Origin of the sequence: Janthinobacterium goodfellowi (assembly GCF_051380695.1) — a bacterium.
Classification (GTDB): Bacteria; Pseudomonadota; Gammaproteobacteria; order Burkholderiales; family Burkholderiaceae_D; genus Janthinobacterium.
In genome coordinates, this window is sequence record NZ_JBNYXN010000004.1 from 460,831 (window position 1) to 487,097 (window position 26,267).

At 62.9% G+C, this 26,267-nt stretch carries 22 protein-coding genes; 16 read left to right on the top strand and 6 right to left on the bottom strand.

Annotated features, from left to right (window positions below):
• Positions 1–46: 46 nt before the first annotated feature.
• Positions 47–742, bottom strand: coding sequence for a bifunctional 2-polyprenyl-6-hydroxyphenol methylase/3-demethylubiquinol 3-O-methyltransferase UbiG (ubiG, locus tag ACQ4WQ_RS18055; protein ID WP_436498929.1), 696 nt, complete (start codon positions 740–742; stop codon positions 47–49).
• A gap of 127 nt (positions 743–869) precedes the next feature.
• Positions 870–1,580 (bottom strand): outer membrane protein OmpA, encoded by a 711-nt coding sequence (gene ompA, locus ACQ4WQ_RS18060; protein WP_102121617.1) that lies wholly within the window; start codon positions 1,578–1,580, stop codon positions 870–872.
• A 545-nt stretch (positions 1,581–2,125) separates the two neighbouring features.
• Between ompA and gyrA the strand changes: the two genes are divergently transcribed.
• The 15 genes from gyrA (at position 2,126) to ACQ4WQ_RS18135 (ending at position 19,204) form a co-directional block, all read left to right on the top strand.
• A complete protein-coding gene (gyrA, locus tag ACQ4WQ_RS18065) occupies positions 2,126–4,804 on the top strand; it encodes a DNA gyrase subunit A (RefSeq protein WP_436498932.1) in 2,679 nt (892 codons plus the stop codon).
• A 154-nt stretch (positions 4,805–4,958) separates the two neighbouring features.
• Positions 4,959–5,543, top strand: coding sequence for a DUF2059 domain-containing protein (locus ACQ4WQ_RS18070; RefSeq protein WP_436498934.1), 585 nt, complete (start codon positions 4,959–4,961; stop codon positions 5,541–5,543).
• 26 nt (positions 5,544–5,569) lie between these two features.
• On the top strand, positions 5,570–6,661 hold the full coding sequence (gene serC / locus ACQ4WQ_RS18075; RefSeq protein WP_436498936.1) for a 3-phosphoserine/phosphohydroxythreonine transaminase: 1,092 nt from the start codon (positions 5,570–5,572) through the stop codon (positions 6,659–6,661).
• A gap of 83 nt (positions 6,662–6,744) precedes the next feature.
• Complete coding sequence (gene pheA, locus ACQ4WQ_RS18080; RefSeq protein ID WP_436498938.1) at positions 6,745–7,815, top strand: prephenate dehydratase; 1,071 nt, start codon at positions 6,745–6,747, stop codon at positions 7,813–7,815.
• A gap of 125 nt (positions 7,816–7,940) precedes the next feature.
• Entirely contained in the window at positions 7,941–9,047 is a 1,107-nt protein-coding gene (hisC, locus tag ACQ4WQ_RS18085; protein ID WP_436498940.1) for a histidinol-phosphate transaminase, read from the top strand.
• 4 nt (positions 9,048–9,051) lie between these two features.
• Positions 9,052–9,960: a prephenate dehydrogenase gene (locus tag ACQ4WQ_RS18090; RefSeq protein WP_436498942.1), complete on the top strand. Its 909-nt coding sequence runs from the start codon at positions 9,052–9,054 to the stop codon at positions 9,958–9,960.
• Positions 9,961–9,978: 18 nt separating this feature from the next.
• Positions 9,979–11,334, top strand: coding sequence for a 3-phosphoshikimate 1-carboxyvinyltransferase (aroA, locus tag ACQ4WQ_RS18095; protein WP_436498944.1), 1,356 nt, complete (start codon positions 9,979–9,981; stop codon positions 11,332–11,334).
• A 15-nt stretch (positions 11,335–11,349) separates the two neighbouring features.
• Positions 11,350–12,018, top strand: a complete 669-nt coding sequence (gene cmk, locus ACQ4WQ_RS18100) for a (d)CMP kinase (RefSeq protein ID WP_436498946.1) — start codon at positions 11,350–11,352, stop codon at positions 12,016–12,018.
• A 118-nt stretch (positions 12,019–12,136) separates the two neighbouring features.
• Positions 12,137–13,849 (top strand): 30S ribosomal protein S1, encoded by a 1,713-nt coding sequence (gene rpsA, locus ACQ4WQ_RS18105; protein WP_071650172.1) that lies wholly within the window; start codon positions 12,137–12,139, stop codon positions 13,847–13,849.
• Positions 13,850–13,869: 20 nt separating this feature from the next.
• Positions 13,870–14,175 (top strand): integration host factor subunit beta, encoded by a 306-nt coding sequence (locus ACQ4WQ_RS18110; RefSeq protein WP_008446215.1) that lies wholly within the window; start codon positions 13,870–13,872, stop codon positions 14,173–14,175.
• A gap of 236 nt (positions 14,176–14,411) precedes the next feature.
• Positions 14,412–14,714, top strand: coding sequence for a LapA family protein (locus ACQ4WQ_RS18115; protein WP_077400759.1), 303 nt, complete (start codon positions 14,412–14,414; stop codon positions 14,712–14,714).
• Between the two features lie 46 nt (positions 14,715–14,760).
• Positions 14,761–15,936 carry a lipopolysaccharide assembly protein LapB gene (gene lapB, locus ACQ4WQ_RS18120; RefSeq protein WP_034782020.1) on the top strand — a complete coding sequence of 392 codons (1,176 nt, stop codon included), beginning with the start codon at positions 14,761–14,763 and terminating at the stop codon, positions 15,934–15,936.
• A gap of 79 nt (positions 15,937–16,015) precedes the next feature.
• Positions 16,016–17,383, top strand: coding sequence for a UDP-glucose dehydrogenase family protein (locus ACQ4WQ_RS18125; protein WP_436498948.1), 1,368 nt, complete (start codon positions 16,016–16,018; stop codon positions 17,381–17,383).
• Positions 17,380–18,333, top strand: a complete 954-nt coding sequence (rfaE1, locus tag ACQ4WQ_RS18130; protein WP_326457640.1) for a D-glycero-beta-D-manno-heptose-7-phosphate kinase — start codon at positions 17,380–17,382, stop codon at positions 18,331–18,333. The genes ACQ4WQ_RS18125 and rfaE1 overlap by 4 nt, the downstream gene beginning before the upstream one ends.
• 166 nt (positions 18,334–18,499) lie before the next feature.
• Positions 18,500–19,204, top strand: a complete 705-nt coding sequence (locus ACQ4WQ_RS18135) for a ComEA family DNA-binding protein (RefSeq protein WP_436498950.1) — start codon at positions 18,500–18,502, stop codon at positions 19,202–19,204.
• A gap of 85 nt (positions 19,205–19,289) precedes the next feature.
• Here ACQ4WQ_RS18135 and ACQ4WQ_RS18140 read toward each other — a convergent pair whose 3' ends face one another.
• The 3 genes from ACQ4WQ_RS18140 to ACQ4WQ_RS18150 all read right to left on the bottom strand — a co-directional run bounded on the left by ACQ4WQ_RS18140 (position 19,290) and on the right by ACQ4WQ_RS18150 (position 22,735).
• Positions 19,290–20,135, bottom strand: coding sequence for a sterol desaturase family protein (locus ACQ4WQ_RS18140; RefSeq protein WP_436498952.1), 846 nt, complete (start codon positions 20,133–20,135; stop codon positions 19,290–19,292).
• Positions 20,136–20,170: 35 nt separating this feature from the next.
• The gene (locus ACQ4WQ_RS18145) at positions 20,171–20,929 is read right to left on the bottom strand and encodes a PEPxxWA-CTERM sorting domain-containing protein (RefSeq protein ID WP_436498954.1); all 759 of its coding nucleotides are present in this window, start codon (positions 20,927–20,929) and stop codon (positions 20,171–20,173) included.
• Positions 20,930–21,169: 240 nt separating this feature from the next.
• Positions 21,170–22,735 (bottom strand): phospholipase D family protein, encoded by a 1,566-nt coding sequence (locus ACQ4WQ_RS18150; protein WP_436498956.1) that lies wholly within the window; start codon positions 22,733–22,735, stop codon positions 21,170–21,172.
• A 236-nt stretch (positions 22,736–22,971) separates the two neighbouring features.
• On the opposite strand from ACQ4WQ_RS18150, the gene ACQ4WQ_RS18155 reads away from it, so the two are divergent.
• Complete coding sequence (locus tag ACQ4WQ_RS18155; protein ID WP_436498958.1) at positions 22,972–24,294, top strand: M20/M25/M40 family metallo-hydrolase; 1,323 nt, start codon at positions 22,972–22,974, stop codon at positions 24,292–24,294.
• Here ACQ4WQ_RS18155 and ACQ4WQ_RS18160 read toward each other — a convergent pair whose 3' ends face one another.
• Positions 24,295–26,049, bottom strand: coding sequence for an FAD-dependent oxidoreductase (locus ACQ4WQ_RS18160; RefSeq protein ID WP_326457634.1), 1,755 nt, complete (start codon positions 26,047–26,049; stop codon positions 24,295–24,297).
• Positions 26,050–26,267 lie beyond the last annotated feature (218 nt).

Consider the following 26,267-nt stretch of genomic DNA (forward strand, 5'->3'; position numbering starts at 1 on the left):
GGAATGAAAAATGGCGGCCGCAGCCGCCTTGTATTGTGCGTGATGGTTACAGCGGCCGGGTGCAGGCCACCAGGTAATTGACGCTGGTATCGCTATTAAGTGAGTAAATCTTGGTCAGCGGATTGTAGCCCATGCCACGCATGCTGTTGACGTCCAGGCCGGCGCTGCGCACGTATTGCGACAGTTCGGCCGGGGTGATGAACTTGTCATAGTCGTGCGTGCCCTTCGGCAGCAGGCGCAGCAGGTATTCGGCGCCCAGGATGGCGAACAGGTACGCTTTCGGGTTGCGGTTCAGGGTCGACAGGAAGACGTGGCCGCCCGGTTTCACCAAGGTGGCGCAAGCCTGGACGATGGCGGCGGGGTCCGGCACGTGCTCGAGCATTTCCATGCAGGTCACGACGTCGTACTGGCCCGGCTCTTCCTCGGCCATGGCTTCGGCGGCGATCAGCTTGTAGCGCACCTTGGCGCCCGATTCCAGGCTGTGCAGGTCGGCCACTTTCAACGCCTTGTCGGACAGGTCGATGCCCGTGACGTCGGCGCCCTTGCGGGCCATCGATTCGGCCAGGATGCCGCCGCCGCAGCCGATGTCGATCACGCGCTTGCCGGCCAGCGGCACTTTTGCGTTGATCCATTCCAGGCGCAGGGGGTTAATTTCGTGCAGGGGACGAAACTCGGAAGTGGGGTCCCACCAGCGGTGGGCCAGCTCACTGAATTTTTGGATTTCGAGAGGGTCGGCGTTCATAGGTCGAATAATAGCGGCAATTTTACAATTGGGCAGCCACGGACGAAAAAAAACCCCGCCGTGGCGGGGTTTTTCATGCTGTTCTTGACTTGCGCGATGACTCGCGGCAAGTCCAGGGGGGCAGCTATTACTTGTTGCGGGTACCAACAACTTCGATTTCCACGCGACGGTTTTTCGCACGGCCTTCGGCAGTTTTGTTATCAGCAACAGGTTGTTTCTCGCCTTTGCCTTCGGTGTACACGCGGTTGCTTTCAACGCCTTTGGTGACCAGGTAGGCTTTGACAGCATCAGCACGACGTACCGACAGTTTTTGGTTGTAAGCATCGGTGCCGACGGAGTCGGTGTGACCCACAGCGATGATGACTTCCAGGTTGATGCCGCCCAGTTGTGCGGTCAGCTCGTCCAGCTTGGCTTTGCCTTCTGGCTTCAGCGTAGCTTTGTCGAAATCGAAGAAGGCATCAGCAGCGAAGCTGACTTTTTCCGAGGTAGGAGCAACGACGACTGGTACTGGCACGACAACGGCTGGTGCCGGTGCTGGTACGACTGGCGCTGGAGGCGCTACGCATTTGCCGTCTTGCAGGGTTTCTGGCTCTACGCACAGTGGCACGTCGCAACCTGGCACTGCGTCAGCAGGTGTCCAGTAGCCGGTGCGCCAGCACAGGCCGAATGGGTCACGCACGATTACGCCGCGGGCATCTTGCACGTAAGCGCTTTTTGGGCTTGGTGCTTTGATGTCAGTGGTAACTGGCGCGAATGGTGGGGAGGTTGGGGTTTGGGCCGAAGCCGAGCCAGCAATCACTGCGGATGCAGCGAAAAACAGCGTTACAAATTTATTCATTCTTTTTTCCTTTCGGGGGGTGATATCCGCAGAACAACACTGCGCTACTGGTGCTACGTGCCAAGATTTTATCATGTAGACCATATGCGCTCGTTTCAGATTGCGAAACTAGCAATTAACTTCTCAGTCATTTTGCCACACGCATCAGGGGCACACGACCGTGGTTAAATCAAAGCTTGCCCGATTTTAGACCGCGCGTTGTTTTTGCGCAACGAAAATGCCCATTTGTAACGCGTCTGTAACAATTGATCGTTTTTTTTGCCTCTTTTAAGGGCAGGTGTCTTGAACTGATATTGCCATTGTGCATTATCGACAGGTCAACATGCACGGCCCCGGTGCAAACTGCCAATCTTGTTGGTATGGCCAATTTGTACAGGTAGCTGGGCGCGCATGCTAAAATCGTGCGCTTGACTGTCAAGAGTGTCGAGCAAATGCCCACGGCGGCACTGCATGGCCACGACGACAGCCACCCAGGATATGCAGTATTGCGTCATACATTGCGTAACAGATAAGTTAACCACAGCCTGAGATCAGTCGAACCGCCAATGGATCAATTCGCAAAAGAAACAATTCCTATTTCCCTCGAAGAAGAGATGCGCAAGAGCTACCTCGATTACGCCATGAGCGTGATCGTCGGTCGCGCCTTGCCCGATGCGCGCGATGGCTTGAAGCCAGTGCACCGCCGCGTCTTGTTCGCGATGCATGAAATGAATAACGTGTGGAACCGCCCTTACGTCAAGTGCGCCCGCGTGGTCGGCGAAACCATGGGTAAATACCATCCCCACGGCGATGCCTCGATCTACGACACGCTGGTGCGCATGGCGCAAGATTTTTCGCTGCGCTACATGCTCGTCGATGGCCAGGGCAACTTCGGTTCCGTCGACGGCGACGGCGCCGCGGCGATGCGTTATACCGAGTGCCGCCTGGACAAGATCGCCAGCGAGCTGCTGGCCGATATCGACAAGGACACCGTCGACTTCCAGCCCAACTACGACGGCAAGGAAAAGGAGCCGACGGTCTTGCCGACGCGTATCCCGAACCTGCTGATCAATGGCTCGTCCGGTATCGCCGTCGGCATGGCGACGAACATCCCGCCACACAACATCACCGAAGTCATCGACGGCGCGCTGCACGTGCTGCGCAACCCCGATTGCACGATCGATGAATTGATCGAGCTGATCCCGGCGCCGGACTTCCCGACGGCCGGCATCATCTACGGCGTGTCCGGCGTGCGCGACGGCTACCGCACGGGCCGCGGCCGCGTCGTCATGCGCGCCAAGACCCACTTCGAGGAATACGGCAAGGATGGCGGCCGCATCGCCATCATCGTCGACGAGCTGCCATTCCAGGTCAACAAGAAATCCTTGCTGGAACGCATCGCTGAAAACGTGCGCGACAAGAAGCTCGACGGCATTTCCGACATCCGCGACGAATCCGACAAGTCGGGCATGCGCGTGGTGATCGAGCTGAAACGGGGCGAAGTGCCGGAAGTGGTGCTGAACAACCTGTACAAGCAGACCCAGTTGCAAGACACCTTCGGCATGAACATGGTGGCCCTGGTCGATGGTCAGCCGAAGCTGCTGAACCTCAAGCAGATGCTGCAATGCTTCCTGTCGCACCGCCGCGAAGTGGTCACGCGCCGCACCGTGTTCGAACTGCGCAAGGCGCGCGAACGCGGTCACGTGCTCGAAGGCCTGGCGGTCGCACTGGCCAACATCGATGACTTCATCGCCATCATCAAGGCTGCGCCGACGCCGCCGATCGCCAAGGTCGAACTGATGGCCAAGGCCTGGGATTCGTCCGTCGTGCGCGAAATGCTGGCCCGTACGGGCGACGGCACGACGCCGGGCGGCGTCGATGCCTACCGTCCGGAAAACCTGCCGAAGCACTACGGCATGCAGACCGATGGCCTGTACAAGCTGTCGGACGACCAGGCGCAGGAAATCTTGCAGATGCGCCTGCAGCGCCTGACGGGCCTGGAGCAGGACAAGATCGTCAACGAGTACAAGGACGTGATGGAACATATCGCCGACTTGCTCGACATCCTGGCCAAGCCGGAACGCGTCACCGTCATCATCACCGATGAAATGACGGCGGCGAAGAACGAATACGGCGCCGGCAACAAGGACGTGCGCCGCTCGCAGATCGAGCTGAACGCGACCGACCTCGAGACGGAAGACCTGATCACGCCGCAGGACATGGTCGTGACCCTGTCGCACACCGGCTACATGAAGGCGCAGCCGATTTCCGAATACCGCGCGCAGAAGCGCGGCGGCCGCGGCAAGCAGGCCATGGCGACGAAAGAGGAAGACTGGATCGACCAGCTGTTCATCGCCAACACGCACGACTACATCCTGTGCTTCTCGGATCGTGGCCGCATGTACTGGCTGAAGGTGTGGGAAGTGCCGCAAGGCTCGCGCAATTCGCGCGGCAAGCCGATCGTCAACATGTTCCCGCTGCAGGACAACGAAAAGATCACCGTGATCCTGCCGCTGTCGGGCGAGAACCGCACGTTCCCGGAAGACCATTACGTCTTCATGTCGACCAGCCTCGGCACCGTCAAGAAGACGCCGCTGAAGGACTTCAGCAATCCACGCAAGGCCGGCATCATCGCGGTCGACCTGGACGACGGCGACTTCCTGATCGGCGCGGCGCTGACCGACGGCCAGCACGACGTGATGCTGTTCTCCGATTCGGGCAAGGCAGTGCGCTTCGACGAAAACGATGTGCGTCCGATGGGCCGCACGGCGCGCGGCGTGCGCGGCATGAACCTGGAAGAGGGCCAGCACGTGATCGCCCTGCTGGTGGCCGAGAACGAGCAGCAGTCGGTGCTGACGGCCACGGAAAACGGCTACGGCAAGCGTACGCCGATCACCGAGTACACGCGCCATGGCCGTGGCACGAAAGGCATGATCGCCATCCAGACCAGCGAGCGCAACGGTAAAGTGGTTGCCGCGACCCTGGTCGATACCAGCGATGAAATCATGCTGATCACCACCGGTGGCGTCCTGATCCGCACCCGCGTGTCGGAAATCCGCGAGATGGGCCGCGCGACGCAGGGCGTGACCCTGATCGCCGTGGAAGACGGCACCAAGCTGTCCGGCCTGCAGCGCGTGGTGGAAACGGATATCGACGAAGTCGAGCTGACGACGGAGGCGGGCACGGATGCCGCACCGGCAGCGGCCGAACCAGCCGATCCTGTCGACCCGGCCCAGCCGGAGTAAGATGATTGGGGCTCTTTCGGGAGCCCCAATTGCTATTGGCGTGCCTTTTCGTGGTGCCGCCAGCAGAATTCCGTAGGTCGGCTTAGCCCGTCGGGCGTAAGCCGACATGCATCCGGCAGTGCCCTTTTACCATTCATTCAACATCCCGCATGCCATGAGAAAAATCGTCGCCACCTTCTTCGCCGCGTTTTCGCTGGCCTTTCTTGCGAGCCTGCCGGCCCTGGCCCAGAGCACGCAAGCCGCGCCCGCGCGCCAGGCGGCGCCCAGCCCCGCCATGAAAGTGGCCGTGCGGCGCATGCTCGACGCGATGCAGTTCCCGCAACTCACGCGCAGCATCTTCGACCAGATGCTGCAATCGGTGCCCGCCATGATACGCCAGTCGGCCCTGCAGCAAATCAACAGCAATCCGAAGCTGGACGAGCAGCGCAAGGCGCGCGCGCTGGCCAATGCCGAGGAAGAAATCCCCCTGGCCATCGCCACCCTGACGCAGGTGCTGGCCGACCCGACCCTGATCGACGAGCTGGGCGACGAAATGGTGCCCCTGTATGCGCGCTTTTACACGGTGCCGGAAGTCGAGCAGCTGACGGCCTTCTACAAGACGCCGCTGGGACGCAAGATGCTGGCCACCATGCCGCAACTGTCTGCCGAGTCGATGGCCATCAGCCAGCGCGTGCTGATCCCCCGCGTGAATGCCGTGCTCGACCAGGTCATACGGACGGCCACGCAGTCGCCCCAATAATTTTCATTTTCGCCAAGGACCGTATCGTGACCCATATCTACAACTTCTCCGCCGGCCCCGCCGTCCTGCCCAAGGAAGTGCTGGCGCAAGCGGCAGCCGAAATGCAGGACTGGCATGGCAGCGGCATGTCGGTGATGGAAATGAGCCACCGTGGTCCCGAGTTCATCTCCATCTACAAGCAGGCCGTGGCCGACCTGCGCGAGCTGCTGGCCGTGCCCGAGAACTATAAAATCCTGTTCCTGCAGGGGGGCGGCCTGGGCGAAAACGCCATCATCCCGATGAACCTGGTGGGCCTGGCCGCGCAGCAGCCGGCCACCGTCGACTTCGTGCACACGGGCTCGTGGTCGGGCAAGTCGATCCAGGAAGCGGCCAAGTATGCCAATGTGAACGTGGCCGCGTCCTCGAAGGCCGCCCGTTTCACGGGTGTGCCGCCCGTCGCCGAATGGAAGCTGACGCCAGGTGCCGCCTACCTGCACATCTGCACCAACGAAACCATCGACGGCGTGGAATTCCAGCAGGCGCCAAGCGTGCCGGCAGGCACCACCATCGTGGCCGACATGTCCTCGCACATCCTGTCGCGCGTGATTGACGTGTCGCAATACGGCGTCATCTTCGGCGGCGCGCAGAAAAATATCGGCCCGGCCGGCCTGACCCTGGTCATCGTGCGCGAAGACTTGCTGGGCAAGGCGCTGCCGATCTGCCCGTCGGCTTTCGACTGGACCATCGTGGCCGAACATGAGTCGATGTACAACACGCCGCCTACCTACGGCATCTATATCGCCGGCCTGGTTTTCCAGTGGCTCAAACGCCAGGGTGGCGTGGCAGCCATGGAACAGCGTAATATTGAGAAAGCGGCGCTGCTGTACGCGGCGCTCGATGCGGACGACTTCTACCAGAACCGGGTCGACCCCACATACCGCTCGCGCATGACCATCCCGTTCTATCTGCGCGATGAAAGTCTGAACGACGCATTCCTGGCCGGCGCCAAGCAGCGCGGCCTGCTGCAACTGAAGGGCCACAAGTCCGTCGGCGGCATGCGTGCATCGATTTATAACGCGATGCCGATCGAGGGCGTGCAAGCCCTGGTCACCTATTTGAACGAGTTTGCCGGACGCTGAGTCGCTTAAGCGACCGTGCCGGCCCGCCGCCGGCGCAGGCCGCGCGGCAATGATTGAAGTACAGCTGACGAAACAAACCAACCATGACCGATAAATTGAAACCGCTGCGCGAACAGATCGATGCGATCGACGCGCAAATCCTCGAACTGCTGAACCGCCGCGCGCAAATCGCCCAGCAGGTGGGCCACGTGAAGGCCGAGACGCAGGCGCCCGTGTTCCGCCCCGAGCGCGAGGCGCAGGTGCTGCGTGGCGTGGCCGAGCGCAATCCCGGCCCCATGGGCAACCGCGAAGTGCAGACCATCTTCCGCGAAATCATGTCGTCCTGCCGCTCGCTGGAGAAACGCGTCACCGTGGCCTACCTTGGCCCGGCCGGCACCTTCAGCGAACAGGCCGTGTACCAGCAGTTCGGCAGCGCCGTCGAAGGCTTGCCGTGCGCGTCCATCGATGAAGTATTCCGTTCCGCCGAGGCGGGGACGGCGGACTTCGGCGTCGTGCCGATCGAAAATTCCTCGGAAGGCGCCGTCAACCGCACCCTGGACATGATGCTGCAGACGAGCCTCATCATCAGCGGCGAAGTGGCGATCGCCGTGCACCACAGCCTGATGACGAAGAGCGGCAACATGGACGGCGTCACCGCCATCTGCGCCCATTCGCAGGCGCTGGCGCAGTGCCAGGTGTGGCTGAACCAGAACTACCCGCACATCGAGCGCCGCGCCGTGGCCTCGAACGCCGAGGCGGCGCGCATGGCCGGCGAAGACGGCACGGTGGCCGCGATTGCCAGCGAACTGGCGGGCGCGCAGTACAAGCTGGGCGTGGTCAAGGGCCACATCCAGGACGACCCGCACAACCGCACGCGCTTTGCCGTCGTGGGCACCTTGCAGACGGCGCCGTCGGGCAAGGACCAGACCTCGCTGGTGCTGGCCGTGCCGAACAAGGCGGGCGCCGTGTACCAGTTGCTGGCGCCCCTGGCCAAGCACGGCGTGTCGATGACGCGCTTCGAGTCGCGCCCGGCGCGCATGGGCAGCTGGGAGTATTATTTCTATGTCGACGTGGAGGGCCACGTGCACGACGCGGCCGTCGCCCAGGCGCTGGCCGAGCTGCAGGGCAATGCGGCGTTTTTCAAGGTGCTGGGGTCGTATCCGGTCAGTCTGTGACTTCGTTGACTGGTGTCGGATTACGCTGCGCTAATCCGACCTACGGTAAGCTGTAGGTTGGGTTAGCGCAGCGTAACCCAACAACAGCCACCAGCCTAATCAATCACCAACTTTTAAAGAACACCATGTCTAAAAATATCGGTCCTGAATACGTCCGCGCCATCGCCCCTTACCAGAGCGGCAAACCGATCGCGGAAGTCGCGCGCGAATTCGGCCTCGACGAGGCCGCCATCGTCAAGCTGGCGTCGAATGAAAACCCGTACGGCATGCCGGAATCGGCGAAGCAGGCGATGATCGCCGCCATCGACGACCTGGGCCGCTACCCGGACGCCAACGGCTTCGACTTGAAAGCCGTGCTGTCCAAGCGCTACGACGTGCCGGCCGACTGGATCACCCTGGGCAATGGCAGCAACGACATCCTGGAAATCGCCGCGCACGCATTTGTGCAGCATGGCCAATCCGTCGTCTACTCGCAGTACTCGTTCGCCGTGTATGCGCTGGCAACGCAAGGCCTGGGCGCACGCCACATCGTCGTGCCGGCGCAAGCCTACGGCCATGACCTCGACGCCATGGCGGCGGCGATTGCCGACGACACGCGTCTGGTCTTCATCGCCAATCCGAACAACCCGACCGGCACCTTCCTGTCGGCCGCGCAGCTCGAAGCCTTCCTGCAAAAAGTGCCGGCGCACGTCGTCGTCGTGCTGGACGAGGCCTACAACGAATTCCTGTCGGCCGACGACCAGTACGAATCGACGGCGTGGGTGCGCCAGTATCCGAACCTGGTGGTCTCGCGCACCTTGTCGAAGGCGTATGGCCTGGCGGGCCTGCGCATCGGCTTTGCCATCGCCCAGCCGGTGCTGACGGACCTGATGAACCGCATCCGCCAGCCGTTCAACGTCAACTCGCTGGCGCAGGCCGCCGCGATTGCCGCCCTGAACGACAAGGCCTTCCTCGAGCAAAGCGCGCGCAACAACGCGGCCGGCTACCAGCAATTCACGGAAGCGTTTACGCAACTGGGCCTGGAATTCGTGCCATCGCACGGCAATTTCGTGCTGGTCAAAGTGGGCGACGATGATGAGGCGGGCGCGCGCGTCAACCTGGCATTGCTCAAGCAGGGCGTGATCGTGCGTCCCGTCGGCAGCTACGGCTTGCCGCAATGGTTGCGCATTTCCATCGGCCTGCCGCAGGAAAATGCCATCTTCATCGCCGCGCTGACGAAAGCGCTGGCCTGACCATATGACGACGCCTGCACTGAACAAGGTCGTTATCTTTGGCGTAGGCCTGATTGGCGGCTCGTTCTCGCGCGCCCTGAAGCACGCGGGTGCTGTCGGCACGGTGGTCGGCATGGGCCGCTCGCCGGCCTCGATGGCGCGCGCGCTCGAGCTGGGCATCATCGACGAGATCGGCGGCGACATGGCCGAGGCCTTGCATGGCGCCGACCTGGTGCTGCTGGCCGCGCCAGTGGCGCAGACGGGCGCCATCCTGGCGTCCATCGCGCCGCACCTGCGGCCCGGCACCGTCGTCACCGATGCGGGCAGCACGAAAAGCGACGTGGTGGCGGCCGCGCGTGCGGCCCTGGGAGGCAAGGTGGCGCAATTCGTGCCCGGCCACCCGATCGCGGGACGCGAGACGAATGGCCCCGACGCGGCCATCATCGATCTGTATCAAGGCAAGAAGGTGGTGCTCACGCCGCTGGCGGAAAACGCCGCGCCTGACGTGGAACGCGTGGCGGCCGCGTGGCGCGCCTGCGGCGCCATCCTGCACACCTTGAGCCCCGAGGAACATGACAAGGTGTTTGCCGCCGTCAGCCATCTGCCGCATTTGCTGGCCTTTGCGCTGGTCGACGACATCGCCAACAAACCGCACGCGGGCCTGCTGTTTCAATACGCGGCCAGCGGCTTTCGCGACTTTACGCGCATCGCCGGCTCATCGCCGGAAATGTGGCGCGACATCAGCCTGGCCAACCAGCCGGCGCTGCTGCATGAACTGGACGCCTACCTGGCGCAGTTGACGACCTTGCGCGCCCACCTGGCCGCGCACGACGGCGCCGCCATCGAGGGCGTGTATGCGAACGCCCAGCACGCGCGGCAGCAATGGATCGAGGCGATCGAAACGGCGGAAATGCCGGCCGCGCCCACACGATAAATACTCAAGGATTCCAGCATGACCCAGACCAAGCACTACCCCCACCATATCGATCTGAAACCGGTGATGCACGCCGAAGGCACGGTGCGTTTGCCCGGCTCGAAAAGCATTTCCAACCGCGTGCTGCTGCTGGCCGCGCTGGCCAAGGGCACGACGAAGATCATCGACTTGCTCGCCTCCGACGACACCTTCGTCATGCTGACGGCATTGACGTCGCTGGGCGTCAAATGGACGCAGGATGAATTGACGGGCGACCCGGCCACGGCCCACCAGGTGCACCACGTGGAAGGCTGCGGCGGCGTGTTTCCGCACCACGAGGCGGACCTGTTCATGGGCAACGCCGGCACGGCGATCCGCCCGCTGACGGCGGCGCTGGCCGTGATCGGCGGCGACTACACGCTGCACGGCGTGTCGCGCATGCACGAGCGCCCCATCGGCGACCTGGTCGACGCGCTGAACGCCGTCGGTACGCAGATCGAGTACACGGGCGAGCAGGGCTTCCCGCCGCTGCGCATCCGCCGCGGCCACATCCACGCGCAACGCATCGCCGTGCGCGGCAACGTGTCGAGCCAGTTCCTGACGGCCTTGCTGATGGTGGCGCCGCTGATGGCGCGCGACCATGCGGTGACCATCGATGTGACGGGCGAGCTGATTTCGAAGCCGTATATCGAGATCACCCTGAACCTGATGCGCCGCTTCGGCGTGACGGTCGAGCATGACGGCTGGCAGTCGTTCACCGTGCAGCCGGGCCAGCAGTATCAAAGCCCGGGCACGATCCACGTCGAAGGCGATGCCTCGTCGGCCTCGTATTTCCTGGCGGCCGGCGCCATCGGCGGCGGTCCCGTGCGCGTGGAAGGCGTGGGGCGCGACAGCATCCAGGGCGACGTGCGTTTCGTCGAAGCCTTGCAGCAGATGGGCGCGACCATCACCATGGGCGAGAACTGGATCGAGGCCCGTTCGAACGGCGTGCTGAAAGCCGTCGATATGGACTTTAATCACATCCCCGACGCGGCCATGACGATCGCCGTGGCCGCCCTGTACGCGGACGGCACCTCGACCTTGCGCAACATCGCCAGCTGGCGGGTGAAGGAGACGGACCGCCTGGCCGCCATGGCGACGGAATTGCGTAAGCTGGGCGCGGAAGTGGAAGAGGGCGCCGACTACCTGCGCGTGACGCCGCCGGCGGAAATCCAGGCCGCGACCATCGACACGTATGACGACCACCGCATGGCCATGTGCTTCTCGCTCGCCGCGCTCGATGGCGCCGCCCGCCGCGGCAACGAGATGCGCATCAACGATCCGAAATGCGTGGCCAAGACCTTCCCCGAGTATTTCGCCGCCTTCGCGGCGATTGCCAAAGATACCTTAATTTAATTGATAAATAATACAATGCCGACCTCCACCATCCCAGTCATCGCCATCGACGGCCCCACCGCTTCCGGCAAGGGCACGGTGGCGCACCGCGTGGCCGACAAGCTGGGCTTTCATTACCTGGATTCGGGCGCGCTGTACCGGCTGACGGCCTTGAGCGCGCTGCGCCGCGGCACGGACTTGCGCGACGAGCACGCGCTGGCCAAGCTGGCCGAGCACTTGCCTTGCCACTTCGCCAATGGCGAGATCCTGCTGGCGCAGGAAAACGTCACCGAGCACATCCGTGCCGAAGAAGTGGGCAACACGGCGTCGAAAATTGCCGTGTTGCCAACGGTGCGCCAGGCCCTGGTCAGCTTGCAACTGGGTTTTCGCAAGACGCCGGGCCTAGTGGCCGACGGGCGCGACATGGGCACGGTGATCTTCCCGCATGCCCAATTGAAGGTGTTCCTCACGGCCAGTGTCGAGGCGCGCGCGCAACGGCGCTACAAGCAATTGATAGACAAGGGTTTTTCTGCTAATATGGAAGACCTTCTGATGGATTTGCAGGCGCGGGACGAACGTGATACTCACCGTGCGATTGCGCCGCTGGTCCCCGCGGAAGGGGCGCATGTCCTCGATACGTCGGAAATGACGGCAGATGATGCCGTTGAAACCGTGTTGAAATGGTATGCAGCTGCAGCAAAATAGCGTGTTGTTGTGCTATGTGGTGCCCGTTGACGGCTCCTGGCCTGTCCGGGTGTGTCAAAAACCTAACCCAGTTTAAGTCGCATCGTGCGATCTCTGCTGGATAACCTGTGTGAACCCTATGTCTACTGTTACAACTAACGAATCTACCGGTATGGAAAGTTTTGCTGCGCTCTTCGAGGAATCGTTGTCGCGTCAAGATATGCGCTCCGGCGAAGTTATTTCCGCTGAAGTCGTGCGCCTCGACCACAATTTCGTGATCGTGAACGCTGGCCTCAAATCCGAAGCATTCATCCCTGTCGAAGAATTCAAGAACGACCACGGCGAACTGGAAGTCAAAGTTGGTGACTTCGTTTCCGTGGCGATCGAATCGCTGGAAAACGGTTTCGGCGATACCATCCTGTCGCGCGATAAAGCCAAGCGTCTGGCTTCGTGGCTGGCTCTGGAAAAAGCGATGGAATCGGGCGAAATCGTCGTCGGTACCGTCAATGGTAAAGTCAAAGGCGGTCTGACCGTGTTGACCAACGGCATCCGCGCATTCCTGCCGGGCTCGCTGGTTGATACCCGTCCTGTCAAAGACACCACCCCATTCGAAGGCAAGACCCTCGAATTCAAAGTGATCAAGCTGGATCGCAAGCGTAACAACGTGGTTCTGTCCCGCCGCGCCGTCATCGAAGCTTCGATGGGCGAAGAGCGTCAGAAACTGATGGAAACGCTGAAAGAAGGCACGGTCGTGACCGGCGTCGTCAAAAATATCACCGACTACGGCGCGTTCGTGGATCTGGGCGGTATCGATGGCCTGCTGCACATCACCGACCTGGCATGGCGCCGTGTACGTCACCCGTCGGAAGTCCTGACGGTTGGCCAGGAAATCACCGCCAAGGTCCTGAAGTACGATCAAGAGAAAAACCGTGTTTCGCTGGGCGTGAAACAACTGGGCGACGATCCTTGGACCGGTCTGTCCCGTCGTTACCCACAAAGCACCCGTCTGTTCGGTAAAGTAACGAACCTGACCGACTACGGCGCGTTCGTTGAAGTGGAACAGGGTATCGAAGGTCTGGTACACGTTTCCGAAATGGACTGGACGAACAAAAACGTTGCTCCTAACAAAGTTGTCCAACTGGGCGACGAAGTAGAAGTAATGGTTCTGGAAATCGACGAAGAGCGTCGTCGTATCTCGCTGGGTATGAAGCAGTGCAAAGCCAACCCTTGGGATGACTTTGGCGTGACCCACAAGAAGGGCGATAAAGTCCGCGGCGCGATCAAATCGATCACCGACTTCGGCGTGTTCATCGGCCTGGCCGGCAACATCGACGGTCTGGTGCACCTGTCCGACCTGTCCTGGACCGAAACCGGCGAAGAAGCCGTGCGTCGCTTCAAGAAAGGTGACGAACTGGAAGCCATCGTTCTGGCCATCGACGTTGAGCGCGAGCGCGTTTCCCTGGGCGTCAAGCAACTGGAAGGTGACCCATTCAACAACTTCGCAGCCATGAACGACAAAGGCTCGCTGGTAACCGGTACCGTTAAATCGGTTGAGCCTAAAGGCGCCGTGATCCAACTGTCCGAAGAAGTCGAAGGCTACCTGCGCGCTTCCGAAATCTCGCGCGACCGCGTTGAAGATGCTGGTACGCACCTGAAAGTCGGCGACACCGTCGAAGCGATGGTTCTGAACATCGACCGCAAAGCCCGTGGTATTCAACTGTCGATCAAAGCGAAAGACAACGTTGAAACCCAGGAAGCAATGCAGAAGATGGCAGCTACCGACAACAACGCAGCTTCGGGCACCACCAGCCTGGGCGCCTTGTTGAAAGCTAAGTTCGATAACAAGAACTAAGACTTCGCGGATACTGGCAGATGACAAAGTCCGAGCTGATCAACCGCCTCGCTGAGCGTTATTCTCAGCTGGTGGCGAAAGATGCGGAGTATGCCGTCAAGACCATTCTCGATGCGATGACCAACGCCCTGGCGACCGGTCAGCGTATCGAGATCCGCGGTTTTGGCAGTTTTGCCCTGAACAGCAGGCCCCCGCGCATCGGCCGCAACCCGAAGTCCGGCGACAAGGTGATGGTTCCTGAAAAACGGGTACCCCACTTCAAACCGGGCAAACAGTTGCGCGAGCGGGTGGACGCGATGGTCGGGCAACCGATTATCGAGGATTAATCGTCTGCTGGAAGGCGGAAAATAAAGAGCGGCGTCCTTGGATGCCGCTTTTTTTTGTTAATATGCTGAGAATACCTGACATAAGCTACTGCGCGTCGCGCTTTGCGGCCGGCGATGCTCACCGTACTTCAGTACGGTTGCGCTTCTCGGCCACAAATCACTGACGCTCGCTACGCTTCTGCCAGGCATTCCGAGGTTGTGCCATACGGCATTTTTTGTACTTTCTGGGCGTATCGATGAAAATCATCTCCACCATCGTTGGCTGTGTTCTTTTCGTCCTGTTCTTCAGTTTTGCGCTGAAGAATGCGCAGGTTGTCGACCTGCATGTTTTCCTCAATTATGAAATTCGCGGCCCCCTGGTCCTGATGCTGCTGGGCTTTTTTGTCGCCGGCGCCAGCCTGGGCGTATTGGCGCTGACGCCAACCGTGTTCCGTCACCGCCGCGAAGCGAGCAAGCAAAAAACCACCATTGCCGCGCTGCAGACCGTTGGCGTGGCCAGCAATGTCCAGCCGCAACCGGACAGCGTGAGCGCGCAGTAAGCGGCGCCGTCGCTCCTATCTCTCTTACTCGAATAAAAACAATCGCATGGATTTTGAACTCTGGTGGCTCTTGGGTATCCCGGTGTTTTTCGCGCTGGGCTGGATTGCCGCGCGCGTGGACATTCATCAACTGGTGTCCGAATCGCGCAGCCTGCCGCGCAATTACTTCAAGGGCTTGAATTTCCTGCTCAATGAACAGCACGACAAGGCCATCGACGCCTTCATCGAAGTCGTCAAGCTGGACCCGGAATCGGCCGATATGCACTTTGCGCTGGGTAACCTGTTCCGCCGCCGCGGCGAAACGGAGCGCGCCATCCGCGTGCACCAGAACTTGCTGGCGCGTCCGGACTTGCCGCTGGAACAGCAGGGCCATGCCGCCTACGAGCTGGGCATGGATTACCTGAAGGCAGGCTTGCTGGACCGCGCCGAAGAAACCTTCAACAGCCTGGTCGACACGCAATATGCGGCCCAGGCGCGCCGCGCGCTGCTGGAAATCTACCAGCGCGAAAAGGAATGGCCACGCGCCATCGAGGCGGCCGTGGGCTTGCAGGAATCGGGCGCCGGCGCGCGCCAGAAGGAAATCGCCCAGTTCTATTGCGAGCTGGCGCATGATGCGCTCGTGCACATGAAGCCGGACGACGCCATGCCGCTGCTGGAAAAAGCCTTGCAGACGGACCGCAAGAGCGTGCGCGCCACCATCCTGACGGGCGACGTGCTGCTGGCGCGCGGCGACGTGGAGGGCGCGCTGACCACCTGGCGCCGCGTGGAGCAGCAAAGCGTGCCGCACGTGGCCCTGGTGGCGCAGCGCCTGATGGATGGCTATACCAAGGTGGGCCGCGCGCAGGAAGGCGTCAACCTGCTGCGTTCCTACCTGGAAGAGGCGTCGTCGATCGACCTGATCGAAGTCGTCTTCAAGGCCGTCATCGAGCTCGACGGCGTGGAAGCGGCGAAGCAGCTGGTCAGCGCCGAGCTGCGCCGCACGCCGACCCTGCTGGGCCTCGACAAACTGCTGGAGGCGCGCATGATGGATGCGCCGGCCGCCATCTGGTCCGAGCTGTCGATGGTGAAAAACCTCGTGCACGGCTATACGCAGAAGCTGGCCCGCTACCAGTGCAGCCACTGCGGCTTCAAGGCACGCCAGTTCTACTGGCACTGCCCTGGCTGCAACAAGTGGGAAACCTATCCACCGCGGCGCACCGAAGAACTCAATGTAATGAACTGATTCGTACACGTCACCTTGCCCTGAGCAATGTGGCGTGTACTTCTATGTAAGACCTGCTTTTTATCCATACGGTACAACCATGAAAATCACCATTATCGGCACGGGCTATGTAGGCCTCGTGACCGGCGCCTGCCTGGCGGAACTGGGCAACGACGTCTTTTGCCTCGACCTGGACGCACAGAAGGTAGCCTTGCTCAACAGCGGCGGCATCCCCATCCATGAACCTGGTCTGGAAGAAGTCGTGGCGCGTAACCGCGCCGCCGGGCGCATGACCTTTTCCACCGACGTCGAAGCGGCCGCCGCGCACGGCGTGATGCAATTCATCGCCGTCGGCACGCCGCCCGATGAAGACGGCTCGGCCGACCTGCAATACGTGCTGGCCGCCGCGCGCGGTATCGGCAAGTACATGACGGACTTCAAGGTCATCGTCGACAAGTCCACCGTGCCTGTCGGCACGGCTGAAAAAGTGCGCGCCGCCATCCAGGGCGAACTCGACGCGCGCGGCGTGGCCGCCACGTTCTCGGTGGCGTCGAATCCGGAATTCCTCAAGGAAGGCGCGGCCGTCGAAGACTTCATGCGCCCGGACCGCATCGTCATCGGCGTCGATGCCACGCCGGAAGGCGAGCGCGCGCGCGAATTGCTGAAAAGCCTGTATGCGCCGTTCAACCGCAACCACGAGCGCACCTACTGGATGGATGTGCGCTCGGCCGAATTCACCAAATATGCGGCGAATGCCATGCTGGCCACGCGTATTTCCTTCATGAATGAACTGGCGAATCTGGCCGACAAGGTGGGCGTCGATATTGAAGCCGTGCGCCACGGCATCGGTTCCGACCCGCGCATCGGCCACAGCTTCCTGTATGCCGGTTGCGGCTATGGCGGTTCCTGCTTCCCGAAAGACGTGCAGGCGCTCGAGCGCACGGCGCGCGGCTACGGCCAGGAGTTGCTGATCCTGCGTGCCGTCGAAGCCGTCAACGACCAGCAGAAGCAGGTGCTGGGACGCAAAGTGGTCACTCGCTTCGGCGAAGATCTGACGGGCCGGCATTTCGCCGTGTGGGGCCTGGCCTTCAAGCCGAATACGGACGACATGCGCGAAGCGTCGGCCCGCGTCCTGCTGGCCGACTTGCTGGAACGCGGCGCCACGGTGGCCGTGTACGACCCCGTCGCCATGGCCGAGGCGCGCCGCGTGCTGCAGCTGGACTTGACGCCGGAGCAATTGGCCAGGGTGCGTTTTGCCGATAGCCCGAAAGATGCGCTGCAGGACGCCGATGCGCTGGTCATCGTGACCGAATGGAAAGCCTTCCGCAGCCCCGACTTCGAGCAGGTCAAGGCGCGCCTGAAGCAGGCCGTGATCTTTGACGGACGCAATCTGTTCGAGCCGGCCGTCATGGCCGAGAACGGCATTGAATACCACGGGATCGGTCGCTCGATCCTGACGCGCGCATGAGCGCCCAGGAGGTAGTCGCCTTGACGGCGCCGGCCGCGCTGGCCCAGGTACGCTTGCTGGTGGTGGGCGATGTGATGCTGGACCGTTACTGGTTCGGCGACGTCAGCCGTATTTCGCCGGAAGCGCCCGTGCCCATCGTGCGCATCGAGAAGCGCGAAGAGCGCCTGGGCGGCGCGGCCAACGTGGCGCGCAACGCGGCCGCGCTGGGAGCGAAGACGAGCTTGCTGGGCGTGGTCGGCGACGACGAGGCCGGCAGCCAGGTCGAACGCCTGCTCGAAGGCGGCGGCATCCACAGCTATCTGCAGCGCGATGCGGCCATTTCCACCATCATCAAGCTGCGCGTGATCGGCCGCCAGCAGCAGATGCTGCGCATCGATTTCGAGGATGCGCCCAGCGATACGGTGCTGCGCGACAAGCTGGCGCAATTCAATGCGCTGCTGCCGCACTACGACGTGGTGGTCCTGTCGGACTACGCCAAGGGCAGCCTGGTGAACGTGGCCGAGATGATCAAGGCGGCCCGGGCGGCCGGCAAGATCGTCATGGTCGACCCGAAAGGCGATGACTTTAGCCGCTATACGGGAGCGTCAGTGCTCACTCCGAACAAGTCGGAACTGCGCCGCGTGATCGGCAACTGGAGCACGGAAGAGCAGCTCACGGAACGTGCGCAGCAGATGCGCGCGCAACTGGGCCTGGACGCCTTGCTGCTGACCCGCTCCGAGGAGGGCATGAGCTTGTACACGGCCGACGAGGTGCTGCACATGCCCACCGATGCGCGCGAAGTGTTCGACGTCTCGGGCGCCGGCGACACGGTGATCGCCACCATGGCGGCCATGCTGGGCGCCGGCATGGGCCTGGGCGACGCCGTGCGCACGGCCAACCGGGCCGGCGGCATCGTCGTCGGCAAGCTGGGCACGGCCACCGTCACCCGCGACGAGCTGTTCCCGCAGTAACCATGCTGTAGCACCTGCGCCGGAGCGTTTGATCTGGCGCAGGTTTTCCCGTCCTTCCGCTGTCCCGTCTTGTCAACCGTATCACGCCACAGCCGTTAAAGCCGTTAAGGCGCTGCTCTTCCCTTGCGTTCGAGTCATCTTGAAACCACACCACGGAGAGATACCCATGTTCAAAAAAATACTGCTGGCCATCGCCACCTTGATCGCGACGATGGGCTTTGCCTTTGCCCAGGTCGACGTCAACAAGGCGGACCAGGCGGCACTCGACAGCGTCAAGGGCATCGGCCCAGTCACGTCGAAAGCCATCGTCGATGAGCGTGCCAAGGGCGGCGCCTTCAAGGATTGGGCCGATTTCGAAAGCCGCGTGAAGGGCATCGGTCCGAAAAGTTCCGTGAAGCTGTCGGAAGCGGGCTTGCAAGTGAATGGCCAGGCCAAGTCCGGCGCACCGGCGGCTCCCGCGCCGGCGGCGAAAGCTGCCCCGGCAAAAAAGGAAGCTGCTGTGAAGGAAGTTGCAGCGAAAGAAGCCGCACCGAAGCCAGCTGCTGCGACCGACACCGCTGTGGCGCCAGCCAAGACCGCCGCTGAAACGAAGAAAGAAGCTGCTGCCGCGAAGAAAGAAGCCAAGGCTGCCGCTGCTGCCGCCAAGAAAGAAGCTGCCGCCGCCAAGGTAGTGCCCGCCGCAGCGCCTGCCCCCGCTGCCGCCGATGCCGCTCCCGTGAAAACGGCTGCCGAAACGAAGAAGGAAGCCGCTGCCGCGAAGAAGGCCGCAACGGCCGCCAAGAAAGAAGCCAAGGCTGCGGAAGCGGCCGCGAAGAAGGAAGCAAAACTGGCTGCGGCCGATGCGAAGAAGGCCGAAGCCGAGAAAAAGTAAGCGTGTTGCTGTAAGGCGTGTTGCGTGGTGGTGCCGCGCAGCACGAAAAGAAAACCCCGCGTGGTACCGGCCGCGCGGGGTTTTTTTATTCTGCAGCCGGGACTTCTCGCTTGCCGGTGTGCCGGAATGGCGCAGCCAATTGCCCCGTCAGCGTCTTTGGCATGGGAGCCTCGATGCCGCATTCGGCCGGCCAGGCGCGCGGCAGGTGATATGTGCCGAACAGCCGGTCCAGCAGGGGCAGGGTCGAGGCGTAGTTGCGGTTGATGTGTTCGAATTTGCTGTGATGCCAATGGTGGAAGGCGGGCGTGGCGACCAGCCATTCCAGCGGGCCGAAGCGCCAGCGCAGGTTGGCGTGGATGAAGAAGCCCCAGATGGTACCGATCAGCAACAGCAGCGCGGGTACGGCGCTGCCTGCCACACCGGGGCCGGCCAGACCCAGCAGATACAGGGGTGTCAGGCCGAACAGGCGCGTGACCACCATGTCGACGGGATGGGTGCGGGTATTGGCGAGGAAATACAGCTGTTCCGTGCTGTGGTGTACGGCGTGGTAGCGCCACAGCCATGGAATTTCATGGCTGAGCCTATGCCCCCAGTAAGTGCCGACTTCGCCGATCAGCATGCCCAGCACGAGCTTGCCCCACAGGGGCAGGATAGACAAGGTGGCGGGAATGGCGTCCGGCAGCCAGCGCTGGCCAGCGACGGCGACCAGGGCCAGCGGCACGGCCAGCAAGGCGGCCGGCAGCAGGCTGCTGATGAAATAAAAGCCCAGGTCGCTCCACAGTTCCGTGCGCGAGCGCCCCGCATGGCGTTCGCCAAAGAAGCGCTCGAGCGGCACGAAGAGGACGGCCAGCAGCACCAGCCACAGGCTCAGGCGCAGGACATCGACGACGATGCCGGGCAAATGGGTTTGCAAGGTGTGCAGCAGGCTCATTTTATTCCATCAAGCAATGGTCAAGTGTCGGCGTCTCAGGCCGCCATGGCCGTCTTGCGGCGGCGCGTCATGAAACCCACCAAGCCCAGGCCGCCGATCAGCATGCCCCAGGTCGACGGTTCCGGCACGGCCGATACCAGCGACACGCCGTCGAGCAGCATGAACGGTGGCGCGCCCGTCGGGCTGCCCTTGGCCATGAACGACAGCAATTCGCTGCTGTTCGCGGCCGTGAAGGTCATGCTGGCCTGGTGCCAGCCCGTGAAGCCCTGGCTGACATTGGCCAAGGAGGCCGTTTGCTGCTTGCTGCTGCCCAGCGCGACGTCCCAGTAATTGACGGGATTATCGCCGCGGAAACCCACTTGCTGGCCAGCGCCGTACGAAAAGCTCAGGGTGTAGGCTTGGCCGGGGACGAGGCCGCTCACCTGCTGCGTGACGGGGCCAGGAAAATAATCCCAGTCGGCGGCAAGCACATTGCCGCCCGTGGGGCTGACGCCCAGGCCGTTTTGCGGGCCGCGGCCGCTGTAGGAATTTGGTCCCCACAAGGCCAGCGCCGTCGCGGCGTTGGTGTCGTCGATGTTGTTGCCGTTCAAGACGAAGTTATAGCCCTTGCTGGACCAGTCGGTCAGGTAGGTGCGGTCGCCACGGGCATACGTGCTTTCGTTCAATTGTTTCGAGGTGCCGTTGCTGGTCAGTTCGAAATCGCGATTCTTGACCAGGTTGGTCGTGGCGGCCTGGGCGGCAGTGGCGCACAGGGCAGCGGCGGCCAGCCCCAGCAGGGTGGATGTTTTACGCATTTACAGCTCCAAAAAGGACAGGGTAGTGTTGCAGTCTGTCGGCGAGCTTTTTGGCCAACGTTGGATTCAATCGCGGAAGGGGCGAGAAGGGGGCTTCAGAGACAGCGGTGGTGTCCCGTTGACATCGTTGACGCGATTATAGCAGCGTTTGGAAAAACGGCATCTGCCATGTCTTGAAAACAATAAATATTCTCTATTAACAATTTTATTGGGATTAAAGTTTTTGCATGCCATGCGCGGCTACAGCTGCGACTCGATCGGCAGCCAGCGCATTACGGACACCAGCAGGCGGCGCCAGAAGCCTGACTCCGGATCGTGCGTCCACACTTTGGCGGGCTGTTCGGTGGCGTCGGACCAGCGCAGGGCGCCGTTGTCGAGGAACAATCGATAGCTGGTGTCGCTCGCCGTCGAATGCAGGAACAGCGCGCGCATGTCGGCCGCCAGCGCGGCATCGTCGAACAGCACGCCCATCTCCGTGTTCAGCTGGGCCGAGCGGGGATCGAGGTTGAAGGAGCCGACGAAGCCCCGCTGGCCATCGACCACTACGGCCTTGGTATGCAGGCTGGCACGGCTCGAGCCCATCAGGCTGATGCGCTTGCGGTGCTGGGTCTTCAATTCGAACAGGGCGACGCCGCCGCCGAGCAGCGCCTGGCGGTAGCGCGCATAGCCCGCATGCACGAGGGCCACGTCGGTGGCGGCCAGCGAGTTGGTCAGCACCTGGACCTGGACGCCGGCTGCGGCTTTTTCGCCCAGGGTCTGCGTCAGCGCCGTGCCGGGCACGAAGTAGGGCGAAGTCAGCAGCGCTTCCTCGCGCGCGTCCGTCAGCAGGGGCAACAGGCTGTGCATGAGCCAGTGCTCGCTGCGCTGAAAACCGGCTACGGGCGCGGCTTTTTCCGGCGGGTCCGACAATACTTTCACCTGCGCGCTCCAGTGCAGCCGCAGGCGTCCGTCCAGGTGGGCTTGCAGCTGGCCCGCATCGGTCAGCTGCCGCAGGTAGGGCGAAGCGCCCACTTCGCCCGTGAGCGCATCGAGGCGCGCACGCACCGCCTGTAATGCCGGCGCGCCGGCGTCCTTGCCAACGTGCAAGGCGCGGATGGGGAGGACGGCGCGGCTGTTCCAGAAGCGGTCGAAGATATCGCTCGTCTGCCGCACGGCGGGCCCCACCAGCAGCAGGTCGGCATCCTGGAAATTGACTTGCTCGGCGGCATCAAAATATTCATCGCCGATATTGCGCCCGCCGACCAGGGCGACCCTGCCATCGACGATCCAGGCCTTGTTGTGCATGCGCCGGTTCAGGCTGACGGCGCGCAAGGCCATTTCCACGGCGCGCCACCAGATGCCGTCGCGGTTGCGGCCCGGATTGAAGATGCGCACGTCGATCAGCGGATGGCTGTCGAGCGCGAGGATGGCGGCATCCTGGCCCCGTGCGTTGATGTCGTCGAGCAGCACCCGCACGCGCACGCCGCGGTCGGCCGCGCGCAGCAGTTCGCGCACCAGCAGCCGTCCCGTGACGTCGTTATGCCAGATGTAGTACTGCAGGTCGATGCTGCGGCCCGCTTCGCGCGCGCTCAGGGCGCGCAGGGCGAACGCTTCCAGGTTGTCGTCGATCAGGGCCGTGCCGCTCTGGCCCGGCCGTTGCGCCAGCTGCGGCGCCAGTACGCGGTCGAGCAGGGTGGCATCCGTCGCCACGGGCAAGGCCGTTCCCGGCGCGCCCAGCGAGCGTTCGGCGAAGCGCCCGTAGCTGTACAGGGCAGCGATGCTGAGCACGGCAAACAAGGTGGCCAGCAGCAGCAATTTGACGAGCATGCGGCGCACCGTCAGCGGAGCGCGCGCGGGCTGCGGCGTGCGGGATGGAGGGCGGTCTGGCGCATGCGGATGGCTTTCGTGAGCGGGACGGGAAGTGGCCGATTGTAGCAGTTTCTACAATGCACGATTTTCGGCCTGGAACATCCTTGCCTGCCGTCAAAAATGCGAGAATGATCACTTGTTAATGATCGGGAGACGGCGGCATGGTACGGATTGTGACGGCAATGACGGCAGCCATGCTGTCGGCGAGTGTGGCGGCGGCACCGGGTGCCGAACCGGCACAGCAGCAGATACGGCAAGTGGTGGCTGACATCTCGCCGCAGCGCATCGAGGCGCATGTGCGCAAGCTGGTCAGTTTCGAGACGCGCCACACCATGTCCGATACCGTGTCCGACACGCGCGGCATCGGCGCGGCCCGGCGCTGGATCAAGGCGGAACTGGAGCGCTGCGGCGCGCAGGCGGGCGGACGGCTGCAGGTGGCGTTCGACAGCCATATCGCGCCCGTGTCGAAACGCATTGCGCGGCCGACGGAAATCGTCAACGTGGTGGCGACCCTGCCCGGCAGCCAGCCGCAGTCGGCCGGCCGCATCTATGTCGTCAGCGGCCATTATGACTCGCGCGCCACCGACGTGATGGATGCGCAGGGCAACGCGCCTGGCGCCAACGATGACGCGTCCGGCACGGCGGCCGTGATCGAAATGGCTTGCGCGATGGCGCGCTACCAGTTCGACGCCACGCTCGTCTTCATGGCCGTGGCGGCCGAGGAACAGGGTTTGTTGGGTTCCGGCCATTGGGCGCAGCAGGCAAAGTTGAATAAACTCGACATTGCCGGCATGCTCAATAATGACATCATCGGCAGTTCGCGCGCCGACGACGGCAGCGTCGATGGCGGCCAGGTGCGCCTGTTTGCCGAGGGTATCCCGGCCGTCAAGGAGATGAGCGACGGCGTGCGTGCCCTGGTGGCGACGGGCGGCGAAAACGATTCCATTTCGCGCCAGCTGGCGCGCCATGTGAAGCAGGTGGGCGAGCGCTTCGTGCCCGGCTTTACGGTCAACGTCATCCAGCGCGCCGACCGCTACCTGCGCGGCGGCGACCATATGCCGTTTCTGGCGCAAGGCTACGCGGCGCTGCGTTTCACGGAACCGCACGAGGATTTTGCTCACCAGCACCAGGATGTGCGCGTGGAAAATGGCCTGCAGTATGGCGACCTGCCGCAATTCGTCGACTATGACTACGTGGCGAAAGTGGCGCGCGTGAATGCGGCGGCGCTCGCTTCGCTGGCCCTGGCGCCGGCCGCGCCCGCCGGCGTGCAGGTCCGCACGGCCCAGCTGGAAAACGCCACCACGCTGTTGTGGCAGCCGAATACGGAGCCGGACCTGGCCGGCTACCGCATCGTCTGGCGTGCCACGACGGCCGACCAGTGGCAGGGCGCGCAGGATGTGGGCAATGTCACCGAGGCCAAGGTCAAGCTATCGAAAGACAACTATTTCTTTGGCGTCCAGGCCATCGATCGCGACGGCAATGTCAGCGTGGCCACATATCCCATGCCGTTGCGCTGATCACGAGCCGACGGGCAGGCGCGCAAGAAAACCGTGAATCTGGGAAACGACCGCCGCGCCTTCGCCCACGGCGGCAGCCACGCGCTTGGTGGAGCCGGCGCGCACGTCGCCGATGGCGAACACGCCCGGCACGCTCGTTTCCAGCGCGGCCCGGTCGGGCAGGTCCGGCGGATATACGCCGTGGCCATGGGCGCGGCATTCGGCGCGCGTGACGTCGAAGCCCGTGCGGATAAAACCCTGTTCGTCGACGGCCACGGCGCAGTCGTGCAGCCAGTCCGTGTTCGGATCGGCGCCCACGAACAGGAATACGCGGCGCACGGCGCAATCGCACTCCTTGCCCGTCTGGTTGTTGCGCCAGCGCACCTCCGTCAAGCCATCGTCGTCGCCTTCGAGGGCGATGATTTCCGTGTGCGTGTGCAAGGTGATATTGGGCGTGGCGGCGATGCGCTCGATCAAATAGCTCGACATGCTGGCCGCCAGTCCCTCGCCGCGGATCACCATGTGGACCTTGGCGGCGTGGCCGGAAAGGAACACGGCGGCCTGACCGGCCGAGTTGCCGCCGCCGACTAAAATGATCTCTTCCTGCCGGCACAGCTTGGCTTCGATGGGCGAGGCCCAGTAATACACGCCCCGTCCCTCATACGTTTTCAGGTTGGCCAGCGAGGGGCGGCGGTAGCGCGCGCCGCATGACAGCACCACCGTGCGGGCGCGCACCTGCGTGCCGTCGCACAGATTGACGCGCAGGGGCCAGCTGTCGCATAGCAGGTTGGCGGCGCTGGCCGGCGTGGCGATCTCGACGCCGAACTTTTGCGCCTGCACATAGGCGCGCCCTGCCAGCGCGCGGCCGGAAATGCCGGTAGGAAAACCCAGGTAGTTTTCGATGCGCGCGCTGGCGCCCGCCTGGCCGCCGTACGCGCGCTGCTCGAGCGCCAGGACCGATAAGCCTTCCGATGCCGCATACACGGCCGTGGCCAGGCCGGCGGGACCGGCGCCTACCACCAGCACGTCGAAGAGTTTGTCGCCGGATAAATCGGGCAGCATGCCCAGGCAGCGCCCCAGTTCCGCATTGCCGGGATTTTTCATGATCTTGCCGTCTGGACAGACCACCAGCGGCCAATCCTGCGGCGTGGGCTGGTAGCGCCCGGCCAGCGCCGCGGCGGCCGCATCGGTGGCCGGGTCGAGCACCGTGTGCGGATGGCCATTGCTCGATAAAAAGCTTTGCAGGTGGAACAGATTGCCATTGCCGCGCGGGCCCACCAGCACGGGACCGCCCGAATTCGATTCGATCAGTGCCACGCGGCGCAGGATCAGGGCGCGCACGATGCGTTCGCCCATCTCCGCCTCGGCCACGATCAGCGCGCGCAAGGATTCCGAACTGATGTCGAGCAATTCCACCTCGCCCACGGCGCTGCCGTTGACGAGGGTGGGGCGGCCGGACAATTGCGCCACCTCGGCAATGAAGTGGCCGACGCCCACTTCGCGCAGCACGGACGCCTGCCCCAGCACTTCGTGGCGCGTGATGCTGACCCGCCCGGACAGTATCACCAGCATGCCGAAGCTGCTGCTGCCCGCCTCGAACAGCGTCTCGCCATCGGCAAAGCGCCGCCGCGTGCCGTAGCGCTGCAAGCGCTGCAGTTCGAGCGCATTGAAGACGGGCGAGATCTGGTGGCTGCGGCCCTGCAAGTCGAGCGTGGCGAACTGGACGGGATCGTCCTGCGTCGTTTCGGGAATGAATTCGGGTGTGCTGCTGGCCATGGCGAGTCCGTTCGGAGGCTGAATAAGCAAATAACAAAAATAACTAACAGTGACGAGTCTAGCGCATGCGGCGCGCGCCTGCCGCAATACCCTTTGCGCACGCCCGGAAATGGCGGGGCGGCAGGCGCCATGCGGCGTGTCGCGGCGCTGCCGCATGCATACGCGGGCCCGGAAGCGGCCGCCGATGAGCGATACGCCGTCCAGCATCTCATATTAGA

Excerpts from the sequence above, each read along its gene's own strand:
- ubiG (WP_436498929.1), bottom strand. The coding sequence starts at position 742 with ATGAACGCCGACCCTCTCGAAATCCAAAAATTCAGTGAGCTGGCCCAC.
- ompA (WP_102121617.1), bottom strand. The coding sequence starts at position 1,580 with ATGAATAAATTTGTAACGCTGTTTTTCGCTGCATCCGCAGTGATTGCT.
- gyrA (WP_436498932.1), top strand. The coding sequence starts at position 2,126 with ATGGATCAATTCGCAAAAGAAACAATTCCTATTTCCCTCGAAGAAGAG.
- ACQ4WQ_RS18070 (WP_436498934.1), top strand. The coding sequence starts at position 4,959 with ATGAGAAAAATCGTCGCCACCTTCTTCGCCGCGTTTTCGCTGGCCTTT.
- pheA (WP_436498938.1), top strand. The coding sequence starts at position 6,745 with ATGACCGATAAATTGAAACCGCTGCGCGAACAGATCGATGCGATCGAC.
- hisC (WP_436498940.1), top strand. The coding sequence starts at position 7,941 with ATGTCTAAAAATATCGGTCCTGAATACGTCCGCGCCATCGCCCCTTAC.
- ACQ4WQ_RS18090 (WP_436498942.1), top strand. The coding sequence starts at position 9,052 with ATGACGACGCCTGCACTGAACAAGGTCGTTATCTTTGGCGTAGGCCTG.
- aroA (WP_436498944.1), top strand. The coding sequence starts at position 9,979 with ATGACCCAGACCAAGCACTACCCCCACCATATCGATCTGAAACCGGTG.
- cmk (WP_436498946.1), top strand. The coding sequence starts at position 11,350 with ATGCCGACCTCCACCATCCCAGTCATCGCCATCGACGGCCCCACCGCT.
- rpsA (WP_071650172.1), top strand. The coding sequence starts at position 12,137 with ATGTCTACTGTTACAACTAACGAATCTACCGGTATGGAAAGTTTTGCT.
- ACQ4WQ_RS18110 (WP_008446215.1), top strand. The coding sequence starts at position 13,870 with ATGACAAAGTCCGAGCTGATCAACCGCCTCGCTGAGCGTTATTCTCAG.
- ACQ4WQ_RS18115 (WP_077400759.1), top strand. The coding sequence starts at position 14,412 with ATGAAAATCATCTCCACCATCGTTGGCTGTGTTCTTTTCGTCCTGTTC.
- lapB (WP_034782020.1), top strand. The coding sequence starts at position 14,761 with ATGGATTTTGAACTCTGGTGGCTCTTGGGTATCCCGGTGTTTTTCGCG.
- ACQ4WQ_RS18125 (WP_436498948.1), top strand. The coding sequence starts at position 16,016 with ATGAAAATCACCATTATCGGCACGGGCTATGTAGGCCTCGTGACCGGC.
- rfaE1 (WP_326457640.1), top strand. The coding sequence starts at position 17,380 with ATGAGCGCCCAGGAGGTAGTCGCCTTGACGGCGCCGGCCGCGCTGGCC.
- ACQ4WQ_RS18135 (WP_436498950.1), top strand. The coding sequence starts at position 18,500 with ATGTTCAAAAAAATACTGCTGGCCATCGCCACCTTGATCGCGACGATG.
- ACQ4WQ_RS18140 (WP_436498952.1), bottom strand. The coding sequence starts at position 20,135 with ATGAGCCTGCTGCACACCTTGCAAACCCATTTGCCCGGCATCGTCGTC.
- ACQ4WQ_RS18145 (WP_436498954.1), bottom strand. The coding sequence starts at position 20,929 with ATGCGTAAAACATCCACCCTGCTGGGGCTGGCCGCCGCTGCCCTGTGC.
- ACQ4WQ_RS18150 (WP_436498956.1), bottom strand. The coding sequence starts at position 22,735 with ATGCTCGTCAAATTGCTGCTGCTGGCCACCTTGTTTGCCGTGCTCAGC.
- ACQ4WQ_RS18155 (WP_436498958.1), top strand. The coding sequence starts at position 22,972 with ATGCTGTCGGCGAGTGTGGCGGCGGCACCGGGTGCCGAACCGGCACAG.
- ACQ4WQ_RS18160 (WP_326457634.1), bottom strand. The coding sequence starts at position 26,049 with ATGGCCAGCAGCACACCCGAATTCATTCCCGAAACGACGCAGGACGAT.